The organism is Fructilactobacillus sp. YLN 2507, assembly GCF_059614085.1.
On the sequence record NZ_CM184303.1, the window covers coordinates 822,132 to 835,632 of the forward strand.

A 13,501-nucleotide genomic window follows, 5' to 3' on the forward strand; every position below is an offset into this window, starting at 1 on the left:
TCTCCTAAAAATAAATTAAATATTTTCTTTTTCATCGAGTGCTTTTTTTGCAAGCACAAAATCACCAAAAGTTGCAGATCCGTTATGTGCTATTTCAGGAGCAGTGATGTACTTTTCCAATGATCCAACGCTAAGATAATTATTAAATAATAAGGTAAATTGAGCTCTTACTTTGGCAATGAATTCTGGAGTACATACACCACCACCTAAAACAACTTTGTTCGGTCTGAAAGTTACTGTTAAATCTACGACTGCTTGAGCCACATAGTAAGCAATAATATCCCACTTAGGATCATTAATTGGAGTTTTACGTCCTTCAACACCATCACGCGCCTCGAAAGTAGGACCAGAAGCAACTCCTTCTAAACAATCTCCATGCCATGGACAAGTACCTTTAAAGTCTAAATCATCACGATGACGTTTTACTTTAATGTGTCCAAACTCTGGAGTACCCATTACCCCTAAGAAATCACCATTAATCACAGAACCCATTCCAATTCCAGTACCAATGGTAATATAAGCCACAGATTTTACATTTTCGTCTTTTTGTTTGGCACTAACATATTCACCATAAGCTGATCCATTAACATCTGTTGTCCAATACATTGGAACATCAAAATTTTCTTTCATCTTGCCTAAGAAATCGATGTTACTCCAACCTTTTTTCGGCGTTTTAATAATCCATCCATAAGTTTCAGATTTTTTATCAACATCAATTGGCCCAAAAGATGCAATTCCAAAAGCACCGATATTAAACTTTTTAAAATATTTGATTACTTTTGCTAAAGTTTCATCAGGGGTAGTCGTGGGAAATTGTGTTTGATCAATCACATTAAAGTTTTCATCACCAACTGCACAAACAAACTTAGTTCCACCTGCTTCAATACTTCCGTATAACATAATTCTTCCTCCTAGGAAAATTTCACTTATTTAATTGAATATATTATAGTTCTTATTGAAAACGTTTTCAATTAATTTGTAATAATTTCAGGAAGATTATATTAAAAGAAAAAGTTTACTTTTGTAATTTAAACCAAAGCGCCTTGAATGGGGCCTGCTTAGTGTATTCGTGATCAAATGGAAAATCTGCTGGCACTTTAAAGCTCTCTTTTTCAATAGATTTATGTTTTGAATTAATCAAAGCCTTCTGCACTCCACTTCGAAAATCACGCAAATTAATACTAGTTGATTGAGTAGTTACAAACACATCAGCTTCTTTATTAGCTAAATTAAAGACTTGGGTAAGTAAACTAGTCAAATCTTTGCGTAAGTTAAAGTTCCCCTTCTTACTTCTTAAGAATGCGGGAAGATTAATGGTAATCAAGTCAAAACGAAGGTTATGTTTGTTCGCATAATCTAAAAATCCATTTAAATCCATGCTCCGAACTGTTTGTGAATCAGTTGCGATGTTATTTGCCACAAATTCACCAACTAAGTCTGACTTAGCACGTTTACTTTGATCAACATCTTCAGTTTCAGTACTTCCACCGGTGATAGCTGCTGAAACAAACCCAGTTTGGTCAAAAAGTAAATTCAAAACTAGTTTGTATTGAGCGTTTTTCTTAACTTGTTTACGCACATCACGATAAATTAAATCAAGACCTGTTTTGCTGGCACCTTCAAGATGAATTGGATACACGGTTCCGTCTTCAATGATGGTTTTAAATTCTTGAGGACTTGGTGCAATTCCGTTAATGGAACGAATTGTACTACCATTTTCAAAATGTTTAACATCATAAACATTATTATAACCATCTAAATTATCAACAATCGCAGGAACTAACATCCGTCGGTGATTATATACTCCTTCATTTTCCCAGTTAATCAAAATTTCGCCATCGTAATTATCAACTGTAATTCCACCTAGGCCATCACCTTGACCATTAAACAATCGATATGCAAAACTACTAAGTCCTTGCAACGCATTCCTTTTGTTGAAGGCAACACTGAACAAATGACTGAAAAAATTATCATTAATCACTTGATTTTCTTTCCGACTCAAAATCCAACCAATTCCATTTCCCTCTTTGGCTAGATAGGCACTGGCAACAAAGTGTCCACCTTTCATCAAGGCCACAAATTCACCATTATTAGTAAAGTCATCTTCATTAACCAAATCTTTCAAACTAATTTGTGGATAGCCACCTTCAAATTTACTAGCAGCGGGTCCGGTAATTTCTATTTCTCGCATAATTTCTCCTTTTTCTAAAAAACTCTTACTTCCATTGTAACTGGAAATGATTAGAAATAGTAGGAAGTCTACTCTAATGATATAATTATTTTAAACAATTGAAACGAGGGCTTTTTAATGTACAAATATTTAGTATTTTTTGATTTAGATTCAACCTTATTTGACGCTAATTCAAAGATTAGTGATGAAGTAGCGAATGCCATGGATAAAATTAGAGAAAAAGGCGGGTTACCTGTGATTGCAACTGGAAGAACTCTCTATGAAATTCCAGACACTCTTGCTAAAACAAAAATTAATACGGTTATTTCCTCAAACGGTGACTATGGAATGTTTGAAAATCATGAACTTTTTCACCGCATAATCAATCCAGAGACAATTGACGAATTAGTCAAATTTGCTAAACAACACGGTAATTCAGTTACCATGCTTGATCAAAATGGGAAGGGTTCTTCCACTCATGATCAACTTTTGCTGGATGCTTGCGCCTACGTTCATGCACCAGTTCCAAAATTAGTTAAAAAAGACTATTGGCATGATCGTCCAATTGATATGATGTTTGTAACTAATACAGATTTAGATGATGTTTACATAAATAAGTTTGGTGATCGTTTAACTTTTTTCCGTAATTCCCCTTTCAGTATTGATATTGTTGACCATAATGCTTCCAAGGCTACTGGAATTAAAACTTTAATTGAAAAAGCCCAGCTAGAAGAAATTCCTACTTATGCATTTGGTGACGGAAATAATGATATTCCAATGCTCGATTATGTTGATCATCCAATTGTTATGGGGAACGGATTAGATAATGTAAAAGAACACGCTGAATTTGTGACAACTGATAATACTAACCACGGAATTGTCAACGGATTAAATCATTTTAATTTAATTTAAATGATTGATATGATATACTTTAGTGTATATCTATCGGGGTCGTTATGGATTCGACGGGTATGGTTCGTGCCTGAACTGCACTTCGTACTGCGATGCGTTAAATCGTCCAGTTTAATTATAACTGCAAAAAATAATAACAATTCTTACGCCTTAGCTGCCTAATAAGTAGTCGACGTAGATCCAACTAATCTTGTCCATGGATTAGACTTGGGTCCTAAATTAAGTGGACTCACGCTTTTATACTCCCATCTGAAGTATGAAGAAGAGAGTAACCAGATTAGCTTTTCATATTAGCCTTGATTAATGGCGTCATGATTAGTGAAACTTAAATGATTAGTCTATGAGTGTAGACGTTCAGGTGGCGACATACTCGGACGCGGGTTCAAATCCCGCCGACTCCATTAATCATAGTTAGCTTGGTATCATTAACGGTCATGCCGTTGATGCACCAAGCTTTTTTATTTCTTAGCAGTCGTATGCTATTAACTATGATATTAATTTTAGTCATTAAAAAAAGCAGTTCATACTGAACTGCTTAACATAATTTAATGTAACCATTCGGGGCATTACCGCTTTTACATCATTATTCCTATAATGATGTTTTTTAATATATCCTTGTTACATTTTGTAAATATCTAAAGAGAAATGAAACATAAGGTTATAATTTTGCACAACTAACTAAATTTTTTATAATAGGGCTTTACAAACCTATATGCTTCTTTGTACTTTTGATAATAAAAATCATACAACTTGTACTTGCTTAAATTAGGTTTAATGGTTTCATTAAGTTTAGCCCATTTTTTTGCTTCAACAACTGATAATACTTTTTTACCAATTCCAGCTAAAATTGCACTACCTAAATCTGCTTCACCTCCAGATTTAGAAGTGTTTACAATTTTCCCTGTTATATCTGAAATTAAATGTAACATTTTTGAAGATTTGCTTACACCACCAACAACAGTAATAGAATCCCCAATATTTTCTCCAAATTGTTCAATACTTTGTCTTACAGAAAATGCAATTGCCTCTTGAAATGCATTATAAATCTCTAACTTTGAAGTATTTAACGATATTCCAAGAATTGTTCCCCTAATATCCGAATTCCATAATGGACTTCTTTCACCCATAAAAAACGGTAAAACAGTAACTCCATTACTACCAGCTGGAATATCAGAACTTAATTTATCCATTTCTTGAGTGTCTACGTCACAAAATTCTTTAATAAACCAAGCAACTATTGCACCAGCTGTATTAGCACCTGCAAAATTATAGTAATATTTCTTTGGATTGTAAGCATATGGCCAAATTATTAAATTACGATTCACTAGTGGATGCTTAGTAACCAATGCAGCATTCATTGAGGTTCCAATTGCAACAGTTACATCATCAGTTCCAAAAACACCTGTTCCAACAGTAGCTGGACCTACATCCACTCCAGTATTAAATATTGGTATTCCTTCATTTATACCTAATCTATTAGCCCATTCAGAAGAAAGTTTTCCAGCCATCTCTGTACTTTCAACTAGTTTTTGTGGTAATTTATTTAAATCTATCCCTAGTTTATTAGATAATGAAGGATCCCACTGATTAATGTTAATATTAAATATTCCACCTAAATTTCCTGCTGCAGAATAATTAATGCTTTCTTCACCAGTTAATTCTTTAATTATATACGATTCTGGCGGTAAAAATTTATATGTTTCTTTATATAATTGTGGAAGATTTTCTTTGATCCACATAATTTTAGTATATCCATAATAAGGATCGGCTAAATTTCCTGTAATATTCATAAGTTCTTTTTCATCTAATAATTTGTAAACTTGTTCAACCTGTTTAGTTGCACGCCTATCCATCCAAATCAGCGCAGGTCCTAAAACATTATTATTTTTATCAACAGGTATTCCTGAACCTCCATATAAACCATCTAAACCAATACATATTAAATTAGATGGATCAATACTCTTTGAAAGTGATTTAATAACAGAAACAACAGCTGATAACCAATCATTTGCATTACCTTCCGCCCAACTGTCATGAGGAGTATTAATTGAATAAGAAGCTTTACTTTGATTAATAATTTTTCCATCAGTATTTATTAATAATCCCTTTGTACTAGATGTACCTATATCAATACCAATAATATATTTTCCCATTTTTATATCCCCTTTATTACATACTATCAAAAATTTTTAATATAATGATAATTAACAACTTAGATAATATGTTTAACCTATCAAAATATTTATTGAAATGACTAATATATTAATTTTAATAAAGCTAATAATTAACTTTTCAGTACATACTTGTTAACTAAGAAAGGAACCTTTAAAATGAAAAACATCAAAGAATATCGATGCACATGGGCAAATACCGATGACCAATTAATGCAACAATATCATGATGAACACTGGGGAAAGCCCATCCACGACGACCAGGAAATGTTTGAACTTCTCTCACTTGAATTAATGCAATCGGGTTTAAGTTGGAAAACAGTGCTTAATAAGCAAGCAAATTTTGAAAAAGCTTTTCATAACTTTGACATTCATCAAGTTGCACAAATGGAACCAGAAATTGCTAACCTGCTCAACAATGCTGGAATCATTCGTAATCAACGTAAAATCAAAGCCATCATTACAAATGCTCAAGTAATTGAAGAACTTAGCAAACAAAGATTAGGCTTTTCTGAATTAATGTGGAATTTTATAAACAATAAACCAATTACTAATTCAATTAATAATCATAACGATATCCCTAGTACCACCCCATTAGCCACTACGATTAGTAAAAAATTAAAGTCAATCGGATTTAGCTTTACTGGCCCAGTTGTCGTTTACTCATTTATGCAAGCCAGTGGAATGGTCAATGATCACGAAAATACTTGTTTTGCTAAATAAATTTTTCCCTTATAAACTAAAAAACGATTGAATTCTCAATGAATTCAATCGTTTTCTTTTAGACAGAATCAGTTATTCCAAGCCAACCCGTTTAAAGATTTCATCGGCATGGCGAATTTGGTAATGGTAATCAAAAATTTCATCAATTTCTGCTTGTGAAAGCTTTTTAGTAATCTTTTCGTTATTTTCAACTAATGGTTTGAATTGTTGTTTTTCATCCCAAGCCTTTGCCGTCAAAGGTTGCACTAAATCGTAAGCCTCTTCACGACTCATACCTTTTTCAATTAATTCCAACATTACTCGTTGACTAAAAATCAATCCATAAGTAACTTTCATATTTTCCTTCATTCGATCGGGAAAAACTACTAAATTACTTAAAATTCCATTAAAACGATGTAACATATAGTCCAATAAAGTAGTTGCTTCAGGCAAAATGATTCGTTCAGCAGAAGAATGTGAGATATCACGTTCGTGCCATAAAGAAACATTTTCATAAGCAGTGGTAATTAAGCCCCGTAAAGTTCGAGCTAAGCCCGTAATATTTTCAGAACCAATTGGATTTCGTTTATGGGGCATTGCTGAAGAACCCTTTTGACCCTTGTTAAACAATTCTTCCACTTCATGAATTTCAGAACGTTGCAAGCTACGAATTTCAGTAGCAAAATTTTCTAAACTAGTTCCAATTAGAGCAATTGTAGCAATGTACTCAGCGTGCAAATCACGTGGTAAAACTTGGCTAGTAATTTCTTGAGGACGGATGCCAAACTTCTTGCATACGTATTGTTCAATTTCAAGCGGCATGTAGGCATAAGTTCCCACAGCTCCGGAAATATTACCAGCTTCAACCCCTTCAGCAGCTTCATTAAATCGTTTTAAATCACGTTTCATTTCTGAGTACCAACGAGCTAACTTCAAACCAAAGGTAGTTGGTTCAGCTTGAACTCCATGAGTCCGACCAATTTGAACCGTGTCTTTGTATTTTAAAGCCATTTGTTTAATGGTTTCCATCAAAGTTTCAATGTCGTTACGTAAAATTTGATTAGCTTGTTTTAACCGAAGTGCTTGCGCAGTATCAACCACATCCGTACTAGTAATTCCATAGTGGATCCATCGTTTTTCTGGTCCTAATGATTCGGAAACATTTCGGGTGAAGGCCACAATATCATGATGAGTTTCTTTTTCAATTTCGGCAATTTTGTCAGCATCAAACGTAGCATGATCTTGAATTTTTTTAATTTCTTCGTCAGTAATCATTCCTTGTTGATTCCAGGCTTCATCAATCGCAATTTCAACATCTAACCAAGTTTGATATTGATTTTGCATACTCCAAATTTTTTGCATTGGTTCACGTGAATATCTATCGATCATCTGCAAATTCCCCTTTTTACTCCAAATGTAATTTAATAATCAGTTACTTAATCATAACAGAGATTTAGAACAAACCAGTAATTTTTTCGTCACTATCAATTTCAATATGATTAGCAGCAGGATCCTTAGGTAAACCAGGCATCGTTAAAATATTTCCAGCCATGGCTACTAAGAAACCAGCCCCTAATTTAGGCACAAATTCCCGAATATGAATAACAAAGTCTTCTGGTTTGCCAATTTTTTTAGCGTCATCAGTTAACGAGTATTGCGTTTTAGCAACAATCACTGGTAACTTATCCCAACCTAATTTTTCAAAATCAACAATTTGCTTTTTGGCTTTAGGAGATAATTCGACTGCCTTACCACCATAAATCACTTGTACAATTTGGTTCAACTTTGTCATAATGTCGTCGTCTGGTTGATATAAAGGCTTAAAATCAGCAGTTTTTTCAGTTGCTGCCACAACTCCAGCAGCTAAGTCAGTTGCCCCTTTGCCGCCTTGACCCCAAACGTCCGCAGCATAAGCTTTAACTCCTTGTTCACTAGCATAATCTTCAATCATTTTCATTTCAGCATCAGTATCATTAGTAAATTTATTAATTGCAACAACTACGGGAACGCCATACCTTTTCATGCTACTAATATGTTGTCCTAAATTAGCAAGACCTGCTTTTAAAGCAACTAAATCTTCATGATTAAGATCTTTTTTATCCTTGCCACCATGCATCTTTAAAGCTCGCACAGTCGCCACAATCACGATTGCATCTGGATGTTTTGGTAAAAGTGGAGTTTTGACATCTAAGAACTTTTCTCCACCTAAGTCAGCGCCAAATCCAGCTTCAGTAACTGCATAATCTCCCATTTTCATAGCTAATTTAGTGGCCTGGACCGAATTAGTTCCTTGTGCAATATTAGCAAATGGTCCCCCATGAATCAAAGTGGGAGTATGCCCCATAGTTTGAACCAAGTTTGGTTTGATGGCATCTTTTAATAGGGTTGTAATGGCCCCTGCAACCCCCAAGTCAGATACTGTAACTGGCCTTTTATCATATGTATAACCAACCACAATTCGATTAATCCGTCGTTGCATATCATCTAAATCAGTTGATAAGGTTAAGATTGCCATCAATTCCGAAGCAGCTGTAATATCAAAACCACTTTCACGAGGAACCCCACTTGTTCTTCCACCTAAACCAACTACAAGATGACGTAATTCACGATCATTAACATCTAATACTCGTTTTAATAAAACCTGCCGCGGATCTAAGTTTAATTTATTTCCTTGATAAATACTGTTATCCACCAAAGCCATTAGGGTATTTTGAGCCACTGTCAAAGCATGAAAGTCACCAGTGAAATGCAAGTTGATGTCATCCATTGGTAGGACTTGCGACATTCCTCCACCAGTTGCTCCACCCTTCATTCCCATCACAGGACCAAGTGAAGGTTCACGTAAAGCTAAAACCGTTTTATGGTTAGCTAAGTTCAAAGCATCAGCTAATCCAACCGCCACCGTTGATTTACCTTCTCCAGCAGGAGTGGGATTAATTGAAGTTACTAAAACTAACTTACCGTTTTCTTGATTGTGTAATTTTTCGTCTAAAGCAATTTTAGCGGTATTTTTTCCGTAGGGAATCACTTCATCATCAGTAAAGCCAGCTTGTTTTGCTACTTTTTCAATTGGCCACATCGTTGCTGCTTGTGCAATTTCAATATCACTCTTCATTTTTCCACCCCAAAAATATGTTTTATTAATCTAATTTACCAATATCTGCGCGATAAGCCAAGCTCATCTTAGTCTGATCTAAAATAGAATAAACTTTGTTACGAGCTAAAGCTAAAGTTGGTGCATGAACTACCGTTGTTAAAATTCTTCCACCATCACTTACTATCTGTTCTGCTTGTGGTTTAATACTAGCATAATTAACCAACAATTTAGCTGAAAAATGAGGAACAGAATACAATTGATGATTTGGAGCTGGATAATTTGGATTTACCAAAACTACACCTAGATAAGTATCTGTATGTTGCCATTTTGGCTCAACTGGTTTGCCATCTAGTAAACTTCTAATTAACGTATAAAAATCACTTTGTAACTGGGGTAAAACCACTTGAGTTTCTGGATCACCAAAACGAACATTAAATTCAATGACTTTGGGACCAGACTTCGTTAACATAACGCCCGTATAAAGAACTCCATAAAATGGGGTGCCCTGCTTTTTCATTGCAGCTAAGGTTGGCATGACTAATTTATCAATTGCTAAATTGAAATTTTCTTGAGAAACTTTTGCAACTGGACTATACGAACCCATCCCACCAGTATTGGGACCTCGATTGCCTTCAAAACGACGTTTGTAATCATGTGCAATTGGTGTATGCACTACTTGGTCTTTCCCTACTAAGGAGAAAATTGAAAATTCAAAACCATCTAAGAATTCTTCAATTACCAATTTAGTCTGCGGATTCTTTTGGTACAAATTAATTAAAAATTCAGTATATTCCTTTTCATTTTGATGAATTGAAACGCCTTTCCCCGCTGCTAAGGTATCCGTTTTAACTACAATTGGATAACCAAATTCTTCTGCCACTTTTTCTGCAGCCTGTAAAGAAGTTACAGTTTCAGATTTAGCTGTGGGAATCTCAGCATCGTCTAACAATTTTTTCATGAAGGCCTTAGAACCTTCTAATTGAGCGGCCTGCTGGTTAGGTCCAAAAATAGCTAGACCAGCGGCTTCAAATGCATCAACAATTCCAGCGACTAAGGGGGCTTCATTACCAACAAACGTTATATCAATTTGTTGTGTTTGGGCAAATTTAATCAGGGCCGGAAAATCATTTGTATCAATTGCAACTGGCGAAATTTCATCAGTCTGCATCCCGTAATTCCCTGGTGCCACAAAAACTTCATCAACTTGAGGGCTACGTTGAAAGGTTTGCGCAATCGTGTGTTCACGCGCCCCAGATCCAATAATTAATACTTTTGCCATCGAAAACTCCTTAATGCTTAAAGTGACGATTACCTGAAAATACTAAGGCAACTCCTAATTCATTTGCTTTATCAATTGAGGCTTGATCTTTAATTGATCCCCCTGGTTCAATAATTGCGTCGATTCCATGTTTAGCCGCATATTCAACTGAATCATCCATTGGGAAGAATGCATCAGATGCTAAAACAGCATTTTTAAAACTAGGCTTTGATTCAGCATGATCAATTGCAATTTTAACAGAATCAATTCGATTTGGTTGTCCAGCACCAATTCCAAGGGTTTGACCTTCACTAGCAACCACAATGGCATTTGACTTAACGTATTTAACGGCTGTTTGAGCAAAAATCATTGCTTTCATTTGCACTTCGGTTGGTTGTTTTTTAGAAACTACTTTTAAATCTGCAATTGATTCAGTTTTTAAATCACGATCTTGCATTACTGCCCCACCTAAAACTGATGTAGTTTCAATTCTTTGAGGAATCTTATTCGTAAATGGAAGCGTTAAAAGCCGCAAGTTCTTTTTACGGGCTAACTCTTCATACGCATCATTATCAAAACTAGGTGCAATAATAATTTCAAGAAAAATACTGTGCATTTTTTTAGCTGTCGCCAAATCAACGGGACGATTTAAAGCAACAATTCCACCAAAAATTGAAACATCGTCACCTTCATAGGCTTTATCCCATGATTCTTCAATATTTTTACCAAGTCCAATTCCAGCTGGATTCATATGCTTAACTGTTACTACAGCTGGATCGGAGAATTCGGCAATAATTCTTAAAGCAGCATCCGCATCACGAATGTTGTTATAAGAAAGTTGTTTTCCATGTAAAATGTTAGCGTTTAAAACAGAATATGGTTCTGAAATTGCGTCCCGATAAGCAGCAGCCTTTTGTTGGGAATTTTCACCATAACGTAAAGGTTCAAATAAGTCATAAGTATTGGTGACTTTTTGCGTAAATTCTGGACCAGTTAAATACTGAGAAATTAAAGCATCATAAGCAGCTGTGTGTCTGAATACTTTAGCTGCTAAACCTTTACGAAATGCGGGAGTATCTGTTTGATTTTCAAGGACATCTAATACTTTTTTATAATCAGCAGGATCAACCACTGCTAAAACATCATGATAGTTTTTAGCGGCTGAACGAAGCATTGAAGGACCACCAATATCAATTTGTTCAATGGCATCAGCCTCAGTAATATCTGGCTTTTCAATTGTTTCTTTAAAAGGATAGAGATTAACTGCCACTAAATCAATTGGCTTAATTTTTTGTTCCTTTAATTGTTGCATATGAGCGGGAACATCCCGACGAGCTAATAAACCACCGTGAACATTAGGATGAAGGGTTTTAACCCGACCATCTAACATTTCAGGAAAGTTAGTAACATCTTCAATAGGAATCACGTCAACTCCGGCATCGTGTAATGCTTTAAAAGTTCCACCGGTTGAAACAATTTCAAAATCTAATTTTTGTAATCCCTTGGCAAAATCAACCACACCTTTTTTGTCAGAAACGCTAATTAATGCTCTTTTCATGATTTAAATACTCCTTCTGTAATTAACTTTTGTAAGGTTTTTGGATATAACTGATGTTCAACTGCATGAATCTTTGCCTCTAAAGAAGCCAATGATTCATCAGCTTCAACTTTAACTGGTTCTTGCGCAATAATTTTTCCACTATCAACTCCGTCATTAACGAAGTGAATCGTCACCCCGGTTACTTTAACGCCATAATGATAAGCGTCATCAATTCCATGGCGTCCAGGAAAACTTGGTAATAAGGCCGGATGAATATTTATGATTTTTTTGGGATAAGCTTGAACAAATTGAGGAGTTAAAATTCGCATATATCCGGCTAATAAAATGCCATCAATTTGATCATTAGCTAATTGTTGTAAAATTTGCTTTTCTGCTGCTTCACGATTGGGATAATCCTTGTAATTAATGGTAAAAACGGGAACCTGGGCTTGGTTAGCAAGGTCAATGACTTTAACATCTTCATGATCAACTACCAAACGAACAATTTCGACTGGTAACTTTGCTTGTTTAATATAACTTAATAAAGCAGCAAAATTAGTCCCGTTTCCCGAAGCCATGACGGCTAAACGTGTTATTTTTTCCATGGAGCAACTCCTTCAAAAATAACCCCGGCATCAGTTTTGTTAGCTTTAGATTGCAATTTACCAATTTTGTAAACTGCTTGTTTGCTATCTTTGAAGTAATTCATAACATCATCTAATTGATCTGGCTTGATAATTAAAATCATTCCTAATCCATTATTAAAGGTTCTCAACATGTCATCCGTACTCAAATTTCCTACTTGTTGTAATGAATTAAAAATCTCTAAAACTGGCCAACTGTCCCACTTAATTTTAGCTTGTAAATCTTTGCTAAAGACCCGAGGTAAGTTACCAACAATTCCCCCACCGGTAATGTTACTCATTCCGGTAATCTGGTGTTCGTCCAATAATTTACTAATGATTGGATAATATAGGGTCGTGGGGGTAAATAATTGTGCTTGAATATTGTCGGGTAACTTTTTAAAATCAGCAGGTTCTTTAATTCCAAAAACGGAACGAACTAATGAATAACCATTGGAATGAACCCCAGAAGATGGTAGACCTAATAAAATGTCACCTGCTTCAGCATTTTTTTCGGAATCCAAAATTTCAGTTTTTTCCGCAATTCCAACCCCAAAAGCAGCTAAATCATAGTGTTTTTCAGCGTAAAGTCCGGGCAATTCAGCTGATTCACCTCCGATTAATGATGCTCCGACTGCCTTAGTGGCCTTGGCAATCCCACCAATAATTTCAGCAGCCGTTTTCGGACGCATTTTATCAACAGCTAAATAATCTTGTAAAAAGAGTGGTTTAGCCCCTTCAGCGATAATATCATTCATGACCATCGCAACTAAGTCTTGGCCAATTGTATCATGACGATCAGCACCAATCGCTAATAATAATTTCGTTCCAACACCATCGGTTCCACTAACTAAAACTGGATGTTGATATCCAGTTGGTATTTCAAAAACTGATCCAAAACCACCTAATCCAGATAAGACTTGCGGTGTATAAGTTGACTCAACAGCAGCTTTCATTTTTTGAACTGCTTCATCACCTGCGTTAATATCAACCCCGGCCTTAGCGTAAGCATCTTTTCCCATTCTAAT

The 13,501-nt window shown here is 35.3% G+C and carries 11 protein-coding genes and 1 other RNA gene; 3 read left to right on the forward strand and 9 right to left on the reverse strand.

Annotated features, from left to right (window positions below):
- Positions 1-15 precede the first annotated feature (15 nt).
- Both AC0GLY_RS04310 and AC0GLY_RS04315 read right to left on the reverse strand, forming a co-directional pair.
- Positions 16-900 carry an ROK family protein gene (locus AC0GLY_RS04310; protein WP_496610966.1) on the reverse strand — a complete coding sequence of 295 codons (885 nt, stop codon included), beginning with the start codon at positions 898-900 and terminating at the stop codon, positions 16-18.
- Positions 901-1,015: 115 nt separating this feature from the next.
- Positions 1,016-2,191, reverse strand: coding sequence for a class I SAM-dependent methyltransferase (locus AC0GLY_RS04315; RefSeq protein ID WP_496610967.1), 1,176 nt, complete (start codon positions 2,189-2,191; stop codon positions 1,016-1,018).
- A 117-nt stretch (positions 2,192-2,308) separates the two neighbouring features.
- Here AC0GLY_RS04315 and AC0GLY_RS04320 point away from each other — a divergent pair, with 117 nt between their 5' ends.
- Together AC0GLY_RS04320 and ssrA are read left to right on the forward strand one after the other, a co-directional pair.
- Positions 2,309-3,082: a Cof-type HAD-IIB family hydrolase gene (locus AC0GLY_RS04320; RefSeq protein WP_496610968.1), complete on the forward strand. Its 774-nt coding sequence runs from the start codon at positions 2,309-2,311 to the stop codon at positions 3,080-3,082.
- Positions 3,083-3,117: 35 nt separating this feature from the next.
- Positions 3,118-3,486: a transfer-messenger RNA gene (ssrA, locus tag AC0GLY_RS04325) on the forward strand.
- 270 nt (positions 3,487-3,756) lie between these two features.
- Here ssrA and AC0GLY_RS04330 read toward each other — a convergent pair.
- Positions 3,757-5,235 carry an FGGY-family carbohydrate kinase gene (locus AC0GLY_RS04330; RefSeq protein ID WP_496610969.1) on the reverse strand — a complete coding sequence of 493 codons (1,479 nt, stop codon included), beginning with the start codon at positions 5,233-5,235 and terminating at the stop codon, positions 3,757-3,759.
- Positions 5,236-5,412: 177 nt separating this feature from the next.
- Between AC0GLY_RS04330 and AC0GLY_RS04335 the strand changes: the two genes are divergently transcribed.
- Positions 5,413-5,976 carry a DNA-3-methyladenine glycosylase I gene (locus tag AC0GLY_RS04335; protein ID WP_496610970.1) on the forward strand — a complete coding sequence of 188 codons (564 nt, stop codon included), beginning with the start codon at positions 5,413-5,415 and terminating at the stop codon, positions 5,974-5,976.
- A 72-nt stretch (positions 5,977-6,048) separates the two neighbouring features.
- Here the strand turns inward: AC0GLY_RS04335 and purB are convergent, their stop codons facing one another.
- The 6 genes from purB to purM form a co-directional block, all read right to left on the reverse strand.
- Positions 6,049-7,344: an adenylosuccinate lyase gene (gene purB, locus AC0GLY_RS04340; RefSeq protein ID WP_496610971.1), complete on the reverse strand. Its 1,296-nt coding sequence runs from the start codon at positions 7,342-7,344 to the stop codon at positions 6,049-6,051.
- A gap of 64 nt (positions 7,345-7,408) precedes the next feature.
- The gene (locus AC0GLY_RS04345; protein WP_496610972.1) at positions 7,409-9,070 is read right to left on the reverse strand and encodes a formate--tetrahydrofolate ligase; all 1,662 of its coding nucleotides are present in this window, start codon (positions 9,068-9,070) and stop codon (positions 7,409-7,411) included.
- A 25-nt stretch (positions 9,071-9,095) separates the two neighbouring features.
- Positions 9,096-10,331: a phosphoribosylamine--glycine ligase gene (gene purD / locus AC0GLY_RS04350; protein WP_496610973.1), complete on the reverse strand. Its 1,236-nt coding sequence runs from the start codon at positions 10,329-10,331 to the stop codon at positions 9,096-9,098.
- 10 nt (positions 10,332-10,341) lie between these two features.
- The gene (purH, locus tag AC0GLY_RS04355) at positions 10,342-11,868 is read right to left on the reverse strand and encodes a bifunctional phosphoribosylaminoimidazolecarboxamide formyltransferase/IMP cyclohydrolase (protein ID WP_496610974.1); all 1,527 of its coding nucleotides are present in this window, start codon (positions 11,866-11,868) and stop codon (positions 10,342-10,344) included.
- Positions 11,865-12,455 (reverse strand): phosphoribosylglycinamide formyltransferase, encoded by a 591-nt coding sequence (gene purN, locus AC0GLY_RS04360; RefSeq protein ID WP_496610975.1) that lies wholly within the window; start codon positions 12,453-12,455, stop codon positions 11,865-11,867. The genes purH and purN overlap by 4 nt, the downstream gene beginning before the upstream one ends.
- Positions 12,443-13,495, reverse strand: a complete 1,053-nt coding sequence (purM, locus tag AC0GLY_RS04365) for a phosphoribosylformylglycinamidine cyclo-ligase (RefSeq protein ID WP_496610976.1) — start codon at positions 13,493-13,495, stop codon at positions 12,443-12,445. Before purM ends, purN begins: the two co-directional genes overlap by 13 nt.
- Positions 13,496-13,501: the final 6 nt, after the last annotated feature.